This window comes from Pseudomonas antarctica, assembly GCF_900624995.1.
GTDB classification, from domain to species: domain Bacteria; phylum Pseudomonadota; class Gammaproteobacteria; order Pseudomonadales; family Pseudomonadaceae; genus Aquipseudomonas; species Aquipseudomonas antarctica.
Window position 1 is genome coordinate 1 of the sequence record NZ_UYXQ01000106.1, and the last position, 14,083, is coordinate 14,083.

A 14,083-nucleotide genomic window follows, 5' to 3' on the forward strand; every position below is an offset into this window, starting at 1 on the left:
AGTCCATGCCTTGCGGGAAGCTCTTTTTCAGCTCTTCCATCTTGCCGCGCACTTCGTTGGAAATCTCGATTGCGTTGGAACCCGGGCGCTGGAAAATCGGAATCGCCACGGCCGGCTGGTTGTTGAGCAACGAGCGCAGCGCATATTGGCTGGAACCCAGCTCAACCCGTGCGATGTCTTTGAGGCGCGTGATTTCACCGTTATCGCCTGCGCGAATGATGATGTTCTCGAACTCTTCTTCAGTGACCAGGCGGCCCTGAGTGTTGACCGACAATTGGAAACTGGTGGCGTTCGGTGAAGGTTGCGCGCCCAGGGCACCGGCGGCCACTTGGCGGTTTTGCTCGCGAATTGCGTTGACCACATCGGTCGCGGTCAGGTTGCGCGAAGCCGTCTTGTTCGGGTCCAACCACACACGCAAGGAGTAGTCGCCCATGCCGAACAGCTGCACGTCACCCACACCGCCCAGGCGGGCCAACTCATCCTTCACATTGAGCAAGGCGTAGTTGGACAGGTAGAGCATGTCGTAACGCTGATCCGGGGAGGTCAAGTGCACCACCATGGTCAGGTCAGGGGAGGCCTTGTCCACGGTGATACCGATGCGCGTCACTTCCTCAGGCAGTTTTGGCTGAGTACGCGTCACACGGTTTTGTACCTGCACCTGCGCATTATCCAGGTCAGTGCCCAGGGCGAAGGTGATGGTCAGGGTCAGCTTGCCGTCGGCGGTCGACTGCGAGGACATGTACAGCATGTTCTCGACGCCGGTAATGGCTTGCTCCAACGGAGCGGCCACGGTTTCACCGATGACTTTAGGGTTGGCACCCGGGAAGTTGGCACGTACCACGACCGTCGGCGGCACCACTTCCGGGTATTCGCTGATCGGCAGTTGGAACAGCGAAATTGCACCGGCGATCAGGATCAACAGCGACAGCACCGCTGCGAAGATCGGCCGCGAAATGAAGAACTTGGAAAAATTCATCTTGAGTTGTATCCCTTAACCGCGTGGAGTCGCGACGCTGGCAACGTGTGGCGCAGCTTTATCCGGCGCCACTTGTTCCAGGTTGCTGGCTTCAAGCGCTTGTCGTTGTTGGGCCAAGGCGGCGAGGGTTTCCTTGCTGGCCATCGGGATGGTCTGCGGTGCAACCGGCGACCCCGGACGAATGCGCTGCAGGCCCTTCACGACGATGGTGTCGTCCTTGTTCAAACCACTGCGCACGATGCGCAAGCCTTCGATCTTCGGCCCCAGTTCCACCGAGCGATACGCTGGTTTGTCGCCGTCCATCACCAGCACGAACTTCTTGCCAAGGTCAGTACCGACGGCTTCGTCGTTGATCAGCACGGCGGAGTAGGTGCCGCTGCCGACCAGCTTCAAGCGCGCATACAGGCCAGGCGTGTATTCGCCCTTGCTGTTATCGAACACGGCGCGACCACGGATGGTGCCGGTGGCCGGGTTGACCTGGTTGTCGACGAAGTTCATCTGGCCCAAGTGCGGGTTGCCGGTTTCGTTGGACAGGCCCAGGTACACAGGCGTTGTTGCACCACGACGGCCTTCTCGCGCCAGTCGGGTGTACTTGAGGTATACGCGCTCATCAGCGTCGAAGTAGGCGTAGACCTTGTCGGTGGAGACCACGCTGGTCAGCGCGGTGACGTCGGCGGTGACCAAGTTGCCGGCAGTGATTTCGGCACGGCTGGCCCGGCCGCTGATCGGCGAGGTCACGCGGGTAAAACTCAGGTTCAGCTTGGCCAGGTCCAACTGCGCCTGGATCCCGGCGACAGCGGCGCGGGCTTCCTGGGCGGCGGTGGTGCGTGAATCCGCCAGTTCGGCGGAAATCGCATTGCTCTGACGCAGGCGGTCGCCCCGTTGCGCTTCACTATCGCTGCGGGTGGCGGCGGCTTTGGTTTGGGCAAGCTGGGCTTCGAGGCGGCGCACTTCAGCCTGGAACGGACGCGGGTCGATCTGGAACAGCAGGTCGCCTTTCTTCACCAAGGCGCCTTCGGTGAAGGCCACCTGGTCGATCTGGCCGGACACGCGCGGGCGAATCTGCACGGTTTGCGGGGCTTCCAGGCGACCGGTGAATTCGTCCCACTCGTTGACGGGTTGTTCGAGCACCTTAGCCACGCTGATTTTCGCAGGAGGCATGGCGGCCGCTTGTTCCGGGCTCTTGCCGCACGCGCTCATCACCACCACGGCCAAGATCGCCAAGGGGAAGCGCAAATGTTTGAGTGACTGTTCCATGAGGTGCATCCGCCAATGTATTTGAGATGGGCGGATCATGCGCGGCGAGGTGCTATGTCACGAATCGAATGAAACAAAGGTAACTATCATTCGGAATGATATAAGCGCCAGGTTAGCACTCTAGAATGCGGGTTTCGTTAGGGAGCTATCAATGGAAATGATGACAAAAGACTGTTGCGCGGGCTGCAAGGAACGCCCGCGCTGTTTTGCAGTCCAGCAGGCGACTGCCCCCCGCAAGCGCCCGTCATTCAGGTTGCCGGTGGATGCCAGCAGGTTGAGTTGTGCCATCAGGATCGGATAGCGCTGCTGCGCCAAACGCTGCTGGGAATCCAGCACATCAGTATTGATGCGTGATCCCGCTTCAAAGCCGTGCATCCTCGACCTCATCCAAGCGCCTTGCTCTGCAACACGTGGGCTTCGCGCACGCGGCTGCTGGTGCGGCCACCGCCGTAAAGCGGCACGCTCAATTTGACCCCAACCACGGTCTGGTTATGGCGGTTGTGCGGCAGGGTGACGTCGTACACATCGCCGCCCACCGAGGCAAAGCGACCGTGTGCGGCGATCCGGTCGAGGGTCGGCAAGTGACCGGCCTGATCCTTGTCGATGTCCATTCGGGCCGAGGAAAAACTTAACGTCGTGTCCGGGATTAGTTGACCACTACAGTTCTTACTTCACCTGTTCAGAGGGGCTCTTATCTGAAAGGCAAACTCCCAACCCGTAGAGCAACCCGCCAGCAATGATGAACAGCCCCAGCATGTAGAAAATGTAGTCAGCGGGCTGCGTTGCCAGCACCAGCCCACACAGCACCGGCCCTAACGCGCCGCCGACGTTGCTGAGGTTCTGCGCTGCGTAATACATGCCGCGCAGATGACTCGGTGCAATGTTGTCGATGAACATGTACTCGGCAGGGAACACGATGATTTCGCCCAGGGTGAAGATGGCCATGGATATCACCCACACCATTAGCGTGGTGGACAGCGCAAAACCGCCCAGCCCCACGATAAACAGAGCGAGTCCACCGGCAAGCCATAGGTTCAGGTATTGATGGGAAATCCGCTTGCCAATGCTGTATTGCAAGCTGATCACCATCAGCGCATTGGTCGCAACGATCGTACTGATAATCCGGTAGGCCGCTTGTGGCGTGGTGGTCACAATCAGGTACTGCGAGAGGTAAGCGGTGAACTGGCCAAATACCACGGCACTCAAAACCCCGCCGAGGGTAAAGCACACCAGGCGGTAATCACGCAGCAGCAGTGCGCCGACGGCCAGGAAGGGCGTGGGCTTGTGCTGTGCTTCCCCAGTCACCAAGCCTCTGTCGGCCCACACGAAGTAAACAAAAAAGTACCCGGCGCCCAGCCCCGCCGAAAGCAAAAACGGCAGGCTGATGTCGAGGGCGGCCACGCCCGCGCCGAGAAACGGCCCCACGGCGTAGCCGATATTGGTCAGCGTGTATTTGATCGAAAACACTTCGCTGCGCTGGTCGGCGGGGAGCAGGCTGCCGAACCCGGCTTTTACCGCGATATCAATGACCGCGTACGCCAGGTTGATCGACACCAGGCAGAGGTAGAACAGCCAAAGTTCGCAGGCGCTATACGCGCCCAGAAAGCCCAGGGTGAAGACGCCGCAGCAGCTGAGAATCAGCCGATAACTGGAGATTCTGTCGACCAGGAAGCCGCCATACAGGCTCAGCAACGAGCCGATGATCAGCGTGCTGCCGATCACCAAGCCGATATCGGCGATGCTCAAGCCAAAGTTGCCCGACAAGTAAATCACCAGGTAAGGCAGGGTGATCGCGCGGGCGAGGGTTAATACCAGTGACGCGGACAGCAGCAGGTTCAGGGTGGCGGGATAGGTTTTCAGTGTGGCAAGCATTCAGGCCTCATCGTCCATTTATAAGGGGCAAGCAACACAGTTTACTGGTGAGGTGAGTTCTGATTTAGGATGCTTTCTATCGAAAGTAAGGAACTGAATTCATGAATAAGGAATGTCGATGTTTTCCTCTGAGCGCTTAAAGGGCATCGATGTGTTTGTCTGCGTCGCGAAGTACGGCAGCTTCGCAGCGGGTGCCGAGAAAATGCACCTGACGGCCTCGGCCGTCAGTAAAAGCATCGCAAGGCTGGAAAAACGCTTGGGTGCCCGGCTGTTCCAACGTACGACGCGCACACTGGCGCTGACCGATGCGGGCACGGCGTTCCTGCGCACGTGTGCCGCAGTGTTGGCCGACCTCGAAGAAGCTGAGCGTTCACTGCAAGCTGAGAGTACCGAGCCGCGCGGGCGAGTGCGCATCGACCTGCCAGGCTCATTCGGGCGTACACAGGTACTGCCGATTCTGCTGCCCTGGATGAAGGCGCACCCGTTGCTGGTGCCGCACATCACCTTCTCTGATGGCCTCATCGACCCATTCCAGGCGGGGGTCGATATCGTGGTCCGTATCGGCAATGCGGATGCTTGGCCGCAGACGGTAGGGCACAGACGGCTCACGCGGGAGCGACATGTATTTTGTGCATCGCCTGCGTACCTGGCACGCCATGGCACGCCGTTGTCGGAGCACGACCTTGAGCACCATCAATGCATTACCTATGGCTGGGTTGACGGGCGCATCAGCCCTTGGCAGTACACCCGCGAGCAAGGCGAAACGCTGCGCTGGCACTTTGCGCCGCAACTGGTCGTCGGTAATGGCGACGGGCTGGTGATGGCCGCGTTGGCCGGCTGCGGTATTGTCCAGTTGCCATCGTGGCTGATCGAACAACCGCTGCAAGCCGGGACATTGGTGGAGGTGCTGCCGCACCTGGCCATCGAGGGGTTTGAGATCAACTTGGGCTGGGTCAAAAGCCGTCAAACACAGCCTAAGGTTCGGGTGGTACTTGAAGCGTTGGCGGCGGGGTTGAGTGGGCTGAAATGATCAGAGAGCCACGTAGGATAGTCACGCATAACTTCGTACCTACCGCGCCGCTATAGCGGCCGGCCCTGTGGCTAAATGGCAACACTGTTTAAAGGCGCACTTCAGTGATGGAAAACCTGATCAAAAGGCCGATGTTTACTGTGGGTGTTTCATTTTTGGCTGTGGGTCTGGCTACCTCTATTCCAGGCTTTTGGATTCCAGGCCTTGTTTTCATGGCTGTCGGCGTGTCCCAGAAAAGCAAAAATTGATTTCGCCATCCTCTGTTCAATTACCTGTCTCAGGCAGCCGGTATCTGAACCCAAGTTGTTCGAAAAAATCCGTTGCGTCAAGAAGGCCCCTAGCGCCCCCTTGTCGGTGGTCAGCACGTTATTGCTCAGCACCTGAGGCCACTGACCTCACAGTTGCTTGGCAAACCTTTCAACCGCCCCTAGAACCTCTCGGGCGCCCGATTGAATTTCCAGTATTACGCTTCCCGCTTGTTGGGCCAGCATCAGCCCTTGTTCCGCTTGGGAGCGGCTGTTACCCATGTTGGCTACGGCTTCGTCGACGAGAAGCTGATTTTTTTGCACGACCGCTACGATTTCCTCAGTCGCGTTACTCGTTCTTCCGGCAAGTTGCCGTACTTCGTCTGCGACAACTGCAAATCCTCGACCTTGTTCCCCTGCGCGTGCAGCCTCTATGGCTGCGTTCAATGCCAAAAGATTGGTTTGGGCGGCAATGCCGCCGATCGTTTGTACCATTGAACTGATCAGATACGACTGCTTACCTAATGCTTCAATTCCTTCTGACGCAGACGATATCTGATCGACAATCTTGTTCATGGTGCCGACCGTTTTCTGAACAACGTCTGCGCCCCGATTTGCCGAAATATCGGTTTGCTGTGATATACCGTAAGCCGTGCTGGCAGCTGAACTAATCTCTTGCTCTCGCTGGACTTGATCGGTAACGACGGTGGCGAACTTTACAATTTTGTAGAGTATTCCTCTGGTGTCATGAACGGGGTTGTAAGTAGCCTCAAGCCAAATTTCCCGACCGGAACTGTCTATTCTTTTGAATCGGTTTGCGACGAAATTTCCGTCATTAAGCGTTTTCCAAAACTGCTGGTATTCTGCGGAAGCGGTGTAGGAGGGCTCACAAAACAGGCTGTGGTGCTTGCCTGCTAGTTGTGCAAGTGAATAACCTACCGCATTTAAAAAGTTAGCGTTTGCGGTTATGATTTTTCCCGTTGTGTCGAATTCTATGACTGCCGTAGATCTTAACAGGGCCTCGATAAATTCGCTGTTCTCACGTGCTTTATCGATAGCGGCGGTAACATCAAACCCATAGCAGCTCATATGGGTTACACGGCCCTTCTCATCTTTAATTGGGCACCAAGTGGCGTGTATCCAAACCATGCGTTGGTCGGCCGTGATGTACCTGTAGTCATCGCTGACGGCGTTTCCTTCAGAAAGGGCGCGCGTAAAATTTTTATAGCAAGGCAATTCTTTGACATACGAGGGGGAAATACTGCCCAGTGAAGTGCCTATCAATTTACTCTGTTCGTACCCCACCAGGGTGGCGAAATTCTTATTGATGCAGGTAATCATCATGTTGCTATCGACCGTCAGGGTGAGCATTTCGGCATTGATGCCCTCTTGCAATGCTTGCTGCCTTTTCGCGTCATCCTTTAATTCGGTTAGCTCTTTTTTTAAAGTTGTATTGAACATATAGATTCCCGAAGTCAGGTTGCGTAGGGCGCTTAGGCAAGCCATGACGGCCAACCCATTAAATTAGCCAGCTAAGCGTGTGGCGATTGATTATTCTGGCTCCTTTCGGAGTGTAGTTGAGCTCTCGCACGCGGGTTAAAAAATTTAAGATGACCACAGTGTGCCTGTTGAGCAACGTCAGCTTTCGCGTGTGGGATGTCCATTCAATTGAGTGAGCTACTTTCAATGCCCACTCAAAAGGGCTGCCAGCCTATTCTGACGTGTTGTCATCACGGCCAGCCTAACTGATCGCTGACGTTGCGGATCCGGCCTGGCGATTACTGCTTGTCGTGCGGTGAAGGGGAATTGATTTGAACTGCTGACCCCTCCAGGTGCCGAAACAGTTGGCGCCGGCCGATCCAGCGAACGACGGTGACGCCTCGCTGTTGTTGATCGCCTTGTTTCGTGCGCAGGTACTGGTGTGATAGCCCTTGGCGACGAATGTTTTGACGACGGCCGGGCCTATGCCGTTGGATCCGCCGCAAACAAAGACATTTCGATTCTGTGCTATGTGCAGTTGCTCGACGCCTGTCATGGGTTTTCCAGTGACCTCTGGTCTAGCATTGACTAGCCGGTGTGTAAAAATCGAAGGGTAGATACCTGATCTTCAGGCATTCACGTACCCCAGCTTCCATGTAAATCAGCTGTCGCAGCCACGACCATTAACATGTGTCGCCTGTGTTGCACCCGGCCAGTTTCAGCAGGATTTAGGGCAAGGATTTTTTGCCTTTTTATCGCACGTGAGGTTGGCGAAAAATATGCAGCCTATTAACGTTGCAAATAAAACTAATGTGTCTTCAAGTTCCGGATCTTCAAATACTATCGCGCGTGAGTCGAGTGCGCAGAGAGCACCAAAGAGCCGCCCATCAGGAAGGAAGATAGGCGCCCCTGCATAACTTTCTAATCCGTACCGCCTGACCACCCAGCGATCTGAATATCGGCGGTCATCACTGATTTTCGGGATAAAGAGTGCGTTGGGGTTCCTTCTCAGCTCACTGCAGAGCGTGATTTCCAACTCTAGAATATCTCCAGCCTCTATACCCAAATGGACTGGGTCGTAAGCGGAGCAAACAATCCAGTCCTTTTCCGTGAATTTGGCGACTCCGGCAAATCGCATACCTGTCAGGCGCGTAACGAGCTGTAAAATAACGTTTGTGGCCTCCAGTTCAGCTATTGCCGATCGTTCATCTGCGCTCAGTACAGCGTGCAAGTCGATCTCATGAGAAGCCATTTTTATCCCCTGCTGTCTGCAGATGAGCGCGAGATTCTAAGTCCTGAACCGAAGCACCAGGTCGTTCAAGTTGATGGCCAAACGTGACAACTCATTGCTCGCAGTTAACGTCTGACGGGTGCCCTCAGTGCTCTGAATTGCAAGGTCTCGGATGCTGATCAGGCTGCGATCTACGTCACGTGCTACGTGCGCTTGTTCCTCGGACGCGGTTGCAATCTGGATATTGCGGTCATTGATTTCGAGTACGGAATCAATAATTTGGCGTAGCGACTGGCCTGCTTGCTCTGCCGTATCTCGCGTGTTGTAGACCTCAACAGTACTCTTGTGCATCGATTCGACGGCGGCTGAAGAACCCGCTTGAATCGTGGATATCATCTGTTCGATTTCTTGGGTCGACGTTTGGGTGCGGTGCGCCAACGCTCGGACTTCATCTGCGACCACTGCGAAACCGCGGCCCTGTTCGCCTGCACGTGCCGCTTCGATTGCCGCATTCAACGCCAGCAGGTTCGTTTGCTCGGCAATCGCCCTGATCACGCTCAGAACTTTGGTAATGTCCTGGGCCTGGCCTGCGAGTTCTTTTACCTGATCTGACGAAACCTCGACCAGCCCCGTCAGGCCGCGCATTGCGGTTAACGTTTCGGTGACTTTTTGGTTGCCGAGATCAGCCGCCAAGCTCGACTGTTTGGCGGCTTCAGATGTGGAGTTGGCATTCCGAGCCACCTCTTCAACCGCTGCGCTCATTTCGGTTACTGCTGTAGCTGCTTGCTCTATTTCGCTGTTCTGCTGCTGTAGGGTGCGATCAGCACTCTCTGTGATGGAGGTCATTTCTACCGCAGCGGTACTCAGTTGGGCAGAAGCTCCTGATATTTCTAAAATTGTACTTCTGAGGTTTTTCTGCATCAAATTGAGTGCCCGCATCAAGCGCGAGGCTTCATCTGAACCGGTCACTTCAAGGTCGTGTGTGAGGTCGCCGGACGCGATATCTTCCGCCAACTTAAGGGATGAGTTGATGGGGCTAACGATACTTTTAGTGAACACTGTCGCCAGGGCGATGGTTAGGATAAATGCCGCCACCAGTACCGCGATTAGGACGTTGACGCTATGCGTGTATACGGCTGTCGCATCTTGGCCAGACACCACAGCCTGACGCGCATTTTGCTCGCGAAGAATGGTTAATTGCTCTTGATATGCGCTGGCTCGTTGCGCCTGCTCGGTGTTCGCAAAAATGACAGCTTGGTCATGATCAGATGAGTCCAGGGCGAGCACTTTTCTTAGACCTTCGATGTACACATTCATGGTCTGGTTGGTTTTCGCAAACTGGATGTCGTCCTGCTGCCCGAATATCAGATGCTCGCGGTAAAACGCCGTCTTCGACTGGAGTCTCTGGATGGCGTCTTCGACCATCGACAGGGATTTATCATGCACATCCGTGGTCGTGCTTGAGAGCATGCGAATACTTTCAAGGCGAGCATGGAGGAGTGCAATTTGAATATCGTCAATGACCTGGATGCTGGGTAGTGAGTTTTGCTCAATGTCCTGCTCTGCATTGCGCAGATGATCTATCTGCAAATACGAGAAGCCTGCCGAGCAGATCAGCAGAAGGGTAATCAGGCCAAAGCAGACGAAAGCTCTGCGCGCGATATTCAAGGATCTTAATTTCATATAGGCCTCCGAGGGCCGGGGTTTAGTGGCGTGGGATCTCCACGCCATTTCGTTGATCGCGAACAAAGGCAGCCTTTTTTGCGGCACAGTGGCTCCCAGTAGCAGCTTGCAGGGCGAGTCGGAATCGAGGAATGCAAAAGATTGTATCGAGGCAATAGGCGCGATAAATGTTAGCGCGCTCATCAATTTGCAAGCGTTCTGGCGCTGGGGATTTTTATAGGGCGGTTCCGGTTAGCCAACCTGCTGGCGTGTCAGGCGTACCTGTGCGCACTTGCACACTGAGCGCACTGGGCTGCGCTCCCGACGCGCGCGTGCAGTGCGATCATCGAGTTATGGGTGGAGCACGATGGGCAAGCGGCTCGCAGGCCTATCATTTCTGCTTGCTCTCGGCTCGGTCGTCACAGTGGCGCTTGTCATGGGGTACTTGTACAACCATTAATCTAACAACCGGTTCAACGCTGGGCCCTTGGTCCTCAGGTTGCCCTCCGCCGTGTTGACTTTGAACCCTTCGAAGATGTCGGCTGAGTACGTCAGCAGGCGTGAGCCTCGGGCGATAAAATAGTGATTTTGTGTGTGCTAGGCAGGACGCCGAGAAAGTGGGATTGCGGAGCATGCTTTAAAGTTGCGGAGTGGAAAAGATAAGGGCCTGCTCAGGTTTCCCTGGCAAGCCCTTGATATCTATGGTGCCCGAAGCCGGAATCGAACCGGCACGCCCTTACGAGCGGGGGATTTTAAGTCCCATGCGTCTACCAGTTTCGCCATTCGGGCGGTAGCGCGTTGCAACAGGGTTGGGAATATATAGACCCACGCGCTTGGATGCAAGGTCGAAAGCTGTGTTTATCGCGCGCGCGCGAAGCTGAAAAACCTCGTAGGATCAGTGATCTACACGGGAAACCTGGCGCTGAGAAGAGGTTTTGGGCACTTAGCGAAACGCGCCTGTCAAACACTGACGCTGGCCTGAATCAGAGTGCGCCTACACGTTCAGTCAAGGTCGCCCATGACGTTCGCGTCAGTTCGTCTCGTTACCCAACAGAACAACGGGCTGGCCGTCGCTGCGAGCTCCTAGCGTTCCAGGCGGAGGATGTTGAGGCTGGTTTGCTGCGGGTGAGCAGCGCGCAAGGGGTGATGCCCGTGACGAAGGTGCCGTGAGGCAATACCTGCGCGCTGCTCCATGAGCCTGACGGGAACCTGGTGAATGTCTTCTCAACACCAGACTGGATTAGACAAATGGCTGCCCGCAGAAGCCCCGTGGCAGACGCTGCAACCCGGGAAGGTCAGTGAGGCGTTGTGTCCACGCGCTGCGCCAGTCGGTGGCGGTATGCGTCTTGGCTTTGCGCGCGCTGCGGCGCGTGGCGTTACGCTGGGTACGGCGCGCTTCTTTGTAGGCTTCGGTATTACGGCAGGTACGGCATTTGACTCGGTTCAGCTCGGTGCTGGAGGTGAGATTGGTGCCGTGATGTCCGCAAGCTAAATGCCCGGCGACCTTGAAGTGAGTGACCATGTAAGCGTCTCCTTCTTATGGGGGTACGCGCCTCCCAGAACAGCGGTGGTGCGTGAGCAGGGCGGGGCTATTAACCCCGCGCCTTATGGTTACGACCCCAGGCACAGCGCAGCGTTCGGTTTTGTTACGCAGCCGGATCACGTTACGCTGTGATGCCAAAAATCATAAAAAAGGAATAAATGATGAGCGTCGAAAATCTACCGTTGGAAGGCAGTTGCCGCTGTAACCGGGTGCGTTTCAGTGTCAGCCTTGCACCGGTGATCACCATGGCGTGCCATTGCAGCGGCTGCCAAAAAATGACCGCCAGCGCGTTCTCCCTCAGTGCCCTGATTCCTGCTCACGGCTTCACCGTGACACAAGGCTGCCCGGTCATCGGCGGCTTGCACGGTGTGGACCGTCACTATTGCTGCCCGCACTGCATGAGCTGGCTGTTCACGCGGCCCCATGGCATCGACGAATTCGTCAATGTGCGCGCGACCTTGTTGGATAACGCCCACGACTACGTGCCGTTCATGGAAACCTGGACCCGTGAAAAGCTGCCTTGGGCCGTCACACCCGCCGTCGAAAGTTTTGCCCAATTACCTGAACCGCAGGATTTCCCACGTCTGATGCAGGCCTACGCCGCGTTCAGCGCGCGCTGAGTTCAGTCAATCAGCGCCAGCAGGTCGGTATCGCCCACATCTACCCCCGCCTGGGTCAGCAGTGTGGTTACCTGCCCCCGGTGATGGGTCTGGTGGTTGAAAAAATGCACCAGCAAACCAAAGAACGGCTTGCTGTCCGCGACGCCGCGCATGGTGTGATAGCAAAGGTGCTGATCCAAGTCGGGCTCGCGCAGGCTGTGGGCCCATTCGACAATGAGTTGATCCAGCCTGGCGCGATGGGCCGACAGCGCGCGGATATCGGCAAAGGCCAACTGCTTGAGGTCGGTGGGTGTGGCGATAGCACTTAATGGCGCCAGCGCCGTAAAGCCTACTGGGTGCTGGGAGAAGCGCTTGAGCCAGACGGTATCGCCCAGCGTCAGGTGATTCAGGGTGCCGAGAATCGAGCTGAAGAACGCCTGCCGATCCGTTGCTAACTGAGCGTCCGTCAGCGTTCCGGCAGCTTGATAGACCTTGCGGTTCATCCACTGGTTGTAGTTGGCCATCAACGCAATGTGCTCGATGCGGTTCACGTGTGCTCTCTCCCGGCGAGGTAATCGCGTCATCATAAGGCGTGTCCGCCCAGTGGTCATGGTGTTCCGCCGGCAGCAGGCTATGGTTGTTGAACGCCAATACTACGCCTTGGGAGGGTGACACCATGAACACCAGCGATCTACTCGAACAGCTGTTGCGTGCCGGACAACAAGGCGCAGCCGGCTCGGGCGGTGGCCTGGGCGGGTTGCTCGGCGGGTTATTGAAAGGTACCAGCACCGGCAATGCCTCGGCAGGCGGCGGCCTGGGTGGGTTATTGGGTGGCCTCGGGGGTTTGTTGGGCGGCGCACCCGCCAGCAGCACGACGCAGGCGCGCTCGGGTGGTATGAACTACGCAGCGCTGGCCTCGTTGGGGATGGCGGCGTTTCAGGCGTATCAGGCCTGGCAACGCCAGCAGGCGACGGCGCCGCAGCAGGCCATCCAGACGGTTGACCAGCTTGACGGCGCTGAGGCCCAAGCCCATAGCCATGCGCTGTTGCGCGCGCTGATTGCGGCGGCCAAGGCGGATGGCAAGATTGATGAGCAGGAGCAACAGATGATCTCTGCCGAGATCGGCCGTCACACTGATGACCCGCAGTTGCAGCAATGGCTCGATGCCGAAGCCGACAAGCCTCTGGATGCAGCGGATTTTGCCGAATATGCGCAGGACCCGGCGTTGGCTTCGGAGATCTACCTGGCCAGTGTGATGCTGGTAAACGACCAACAGGCTGCGGAGCGCAATTACCTGGATGAACTGGCAGGGCAGTTGAAAATCGATCCACAGTTGCAACTGCATTTGGAGCAGCAGGCCAGGGGTTAAATGTGTAGGGGCGGTTGTCTGGTTGGCATGCCGCACCACTCGGCACCTCGTCTAGGCTCGGTGTGCACGAACGAAGGCTTGAATCGGTGGGCCGCCGCGCTGGGCCATCCTTGGCCCAGCACAACTTTTCCTGAGTTCAGCTCCCAAAAACAGGTCGGCTGCCGCGCCGCCGTGCGCTGTTTTTGATCTTAGGCGGCCCGCAGAGTAACGATATCCGCCATCACCCAAACAACGGATATGTCCCCAGCGACGCTCAGAACCGCACAGTAGCCCCGGTACTCAACCACTGGTTGCGTTCGCCGCTCAGGCTCTGCCCAACCACCACATCCACGTCAACCAGCTTGCCTAGGTGAAAGCGCGGCCCAGCCTGCCACGCCTGATCGCCGCCTTCCTGGCCGTAGCGCTCGCCAATCAGCGTCAGCGCGTGCGCAAGCTGATATTCAAACCCGGTGCCCCACGTCAGTCGATGCTTTTGCTCGCCGCCGTTATAGGCGTGTGTCCAGCCGCTATTGAGGTTCAGGCGCAGTGCCTCCACCGGTTGCCAGGTAAGCGGCACATTTAACTCCGCACCGTCGAACGCGTGCTGGCGGTCCATCGCAAAATGCGACGTTGCCGAAACCGCCATTTGCAGCCCCAAGTCCTCCCGCGACCACACCTGGGCCTTCACTTGCGGGCTGACCTGCGTTTCGGCGTCACCGGCATGACTGGCACGCGACAGTGCGGCGCTCCATTGCACTGAAGGCAGTGCGCTGAACGTGCAGGCCGGGTTCAAGGTCTGGTTATGGACGTTGCCTTGGTGCCGATTGGCGGTTTACCAGGG

Annotated in this window: 15 protein-coding genes, 1 tRNA gene and 2 pseudogenes; 4 read left to right on the forward strand and 14 right to left on the reverse strand. The window is 56.9% G+C overall.

What is annotated here, in order from left to right; all coding sequences use genetic code 11:
- The 5 genes from E0F99_RS24905 to E0F99_RS24920 form a co-directional block, all read right to left on the reverse strand.
- Positions 1-976, reverse strand: a 976-nt coding sequence (locus tag E0F99_RS24905; RefSeq protein WP_165447638.1) for an efflux RND transporter permease subunit, incomplete at its 3' end; no start/stop codon positions are given.
- Positions 977-991: 15 nt separating this feature from the next.
- On the reverse strand, positions 992-2,233 hold the full coding sequence (mexE, locus tag E0F99_RS24910) for a multidrug efflux RND transporter periplasmic adaptor subunit MexE (protein ID WP_083360429.1): 1,242 nt from the start codon (positions 2,231-2,233) through the stop codon (positions 992-994).
- A gap of 120 nt (positions 2,234-2,353) precedes the next feature.
- Positions 2,354-2,608 carry a hypothetical protein gene (locus tag E0F99_RS30630; protein ID WP_232000058.1) on the reverse strand — a complete coding sequence of 85 codons (255 nt, stop codon included), beginning with the start codon at positions 2,606-2,608 and terminating at the stop codon, positions 2,354-2,356.
- An 8-nt stretch (positions 2,609-2,616) separates the two neighbouring features.
- Positions 2,617-2,844 (reverse strand): TolC family protein, encoded by a 228-nt coding sequence (locus tag E0F99_RS30635; RefSeq protein WP_232000059.1) that lies wholly within the window; start codon positions 2,842-2,844, stop codon positions 2,617-2,619.
- Between the two features lie 55 nt (positions 2,845-2,899).
- A complete protein-coding gene (locus E0F99_RS24920; RefSeq protein WP_083358287.1) occupies positions 2,900-4,105 on the reverse strand; it encodes an MFS transporter in 1,206 nt (401 codons plus the stop codon).
- A gap of 118 nt (positions 4,106-4,223) precedes the next feature.
- On the opposite strand from E0F99_RS24920, the gene E0F99_RS24925 reads away from it, so the two are divergent.
- Both E0F99_RS24925 and E0F99_RS30125 read left to right on the forward strand, forming a co-directional pair.
- Positions 4,224-5,135: a LysR family transcriptional regulator gene (locus E0F99_RS24925; RefSeq protein ID WP_083358288.1), complete on the forward strand. Its 912-nt coding sequence runs from the start codon at positions 4,224-4,226 to the stop codon at positions 5,133-5,135.
- 107 nt (positions 5,136-5,242) lie between these two features.
- Positions 5,243-5,383 carry a hypothetical protein gene (locus E0F99_RS30125; RefSeq protein WP_156795343.1) on the forward strand — a complete coding sequence of 47 codons (141 nt, stop codon included), beginning with the start codon at positions 5,243-5,245 and terminating at the stop codon, positions 5,381-5,383.
- Positions 5,384-5,530: 147 nt separating this feature from the next.
- On the opposite strand, the gene E0F99_RS31300 is transcribed toward E0F99_RS30125, so the two are convergent.
- The 7 genes and pseudogenes from E0F99_RS31300 to E0F99_RS24960 form a co-directional block, all read right to left on the reverse strand.
- Positions 5,531-6,052 carry a methyl-accepting chemotaxis protein gene (locus E0F99_RS31300; protein WP_408003440.1) on the reverse strand — a complete coding sequence of 174 codons (522 nt, stop codon included), beginning with the start codon at positions 6,050-6,052 and terminating at the stop codon, positions 5,531-5,533.
- 12 nt (positions 6,053-6,064) lie between these two features.
- Positions 6,065-6,886, reverse strand: a pseudogene (locus E0F99_RS31305) (PAS domain-containing protein); the annotation flags it as partial.
- A gap of 235 nt (positions 6,887-7,121) precedes the next feature.
- Entirely contained in the window at positions 7,122-7,415 is a 294-nt protein-coding gene (locus E0F99_RS24935; protein WP_130908981.1) for a hypothetical protein, read from the reverse strand.
- 162 nt (positions 7,416-7,577) lie between these two features.
- Positions 7,578-8,111 (reverse strand): GAF domain-containing protein, encoded by a 534-nt coding sequence (locus tag E0F99_RS24940; RefSeq protein ID WP_083358290.1) that lies wholly within the window; start codon positions 8,109-8,111, stop codon positions 7,578-7,580.
- Positions 8,112-8,147: 36 nt separating this feature from the next.
- Positions 8,148-9,773, reverse strand: coding sequence for a methyl-accepting chemotaxis protein (locus tag E0F99_RS24945; protein ID WP_083360430.1), 1,626 nt, complete (start codon positions 9,771-9,773; stop codon positions 8,148-8,150).
- 681 nt (positions 9,774-10,454) lie between these two features.
- A tRNA-Leu gene (locus E0F99_RS24950) sits at positions 10,455-10,541 on the reverse strand.
- A 451-nt stretch (positions 10,542-10,992) separates the two neighbouring features.
- Positions 10,993-11,274 (reverse strand): hypothetical protein, encoded by a 282-nt coding sequence (locus E0F99_RS24960; RefSeq protein WP_083358291.1) that lies wholly within the window; start codon positions 11,272-11,274, stop codon positions 10,993-10,995.
- 182 nt (positions 11,275-11,456) lie between these two features.
- On the opposite strand from E0F99_RS24960, the gene E0F99_RS24965 reads away from it, so the two are divergent.
- Positions 11,457-11,915, forward strand: a complete 459-nt coding sequence (locus tag E0F99_RS24965) for a GFA family protein (protein WP_083358292.1) — start codon at positions 11,457-11,459, stop codon at positions 11,913-11,915.
- A 2-nt stretch (positions 11,916-11,917) separates the two neighbouring features.
- Here E0F99_RS24965 and E0F99_RS24970 read toward each other — a convergent pair whose 3' ends face one another.
- The gene (locus E0F99_RS24970) at positions 11,918-12,445 is read right to left on the reverse strand and encodes a DinB family protein (RefSeq protein WP_083358293.1); all 528 of its coding nucleotides are present in this window, start codon (positions 12,443-12,445) and stop codon (positions 11,918-11,920) included.
- Positions 12,446-12,570: 125 nt separating this feature from the next.
- Between E0F99_RS24970 and E0F99_RS24975 the strand changes: the two genes are divergently transcribed.
- Positions 12,571-13,263 carry a tellurite resistance TerB family protein gene (locus tag E0F99_RS24975; RefSeq protein ID WP_083358294.1) on the forward strand — a complete coding sequence of 231 codons (693 nt, stop codon included), beginning with the start codon at positions 12,571-12,573 and terminating at the stop codon, positions 13,261-13,263.
- A gap of 253 nt (positions 13,264-13,516) precedes the next feature.
- On the opposite strand, the pseudogene E0F99_RS24980 reads toward E0F99_RS24975, so the two are convergent.
- Positions 13,517-14,074 (reverse strand): annotated as a pseudogene (locus tag E0F99_RS24980) (hypothetical protein); the annotation flags it as partial.
- Between the last annotated feature and the right edge of the window lie 9 nt (positions 14,075-14,083).

Coding starts and splice junctions, on each gene's coding strand:
- E0F99_RS24935 (WP_130908981.1), bottom strand. CDS start 7,415: ATGACAGGCGTCGAGCAACTGCACATAGCACAGAATCGAAATGTCTTT.
- E0F99_RS24945 (WP_083360430.1), bottom strand. CDS start 9,773: ATGAAATTAAGATCCTTGAATATCGCGCGCAGAGCTTTCGTCTGCTTT.
- mexE (WP_083360429.1), bottom strand. CDS start 2,233: ATGGAACAGTCACTCAAACATTTGCGCTTCCCCTTGGCGATCTTGGCC.
- E0F99_RS30630 (WP_232000058.1), bottom strand. CDS start 2,608: ATGCACGGCTTTGAAGCGGGATCACGCATCAATACTGATGTGCTGGAT.
- E0F99_RS24965 (WP_083358292.1), top strand. CDS start 11,457: ATGAGCGTCGAAAATCTACCGTTGGAAGGCAGTTGCCGCTGTAACCGG.
- E0F99_RS30635 (WP_232000059.1), bottom strand. CDS start 2,844: ATGGACATCGACAAGGATCAGGCCGGTCACTTGCCGACCCTCGACCGG.
- E0F99_RS24940 (WP_083358290.1), bottom strand. CDS start 8,111: ATGGCTTCTCATGAGATCGACTTGCACGCTGTACTGAGCGCAGATGAA.
- E0F99_RS24975 (WP_083358294.1), top strand. CDS start 12,571: ATGAACACCAGCGATCTACTCGAACAGCTGTTGCGTGCCGGACAACAA.
- E0F99_RS24925 (WP_083358288.1), top strand. CDS start 4,224: ATGTTTTCCTCTGAGCGCTTAAAGGGCATCGATGTGTTTGTCTGCGTC.
- E0F99_RS24960 (WP_083358291.1), bottom strand. CDS start 11,274: ATGGTCACTCACTTCAAGGTCGCCGGGCATTTAGCTTGCGGACATCAC.
- E0F99_RS30125 (WP_156795343.1), top strand. CDS start 5,243: ATGGAAAACCTGATCAAAAGGCCGATGTTTACTGTGGGTGTTTCATTT.
- E0F99_RS24920 (WP_083358287.1), bottom strand. CDS start 4,105: ATGCTTGCCACACTGAAAACCTATCCCGCCACCCTGAACCTGCTGCTG.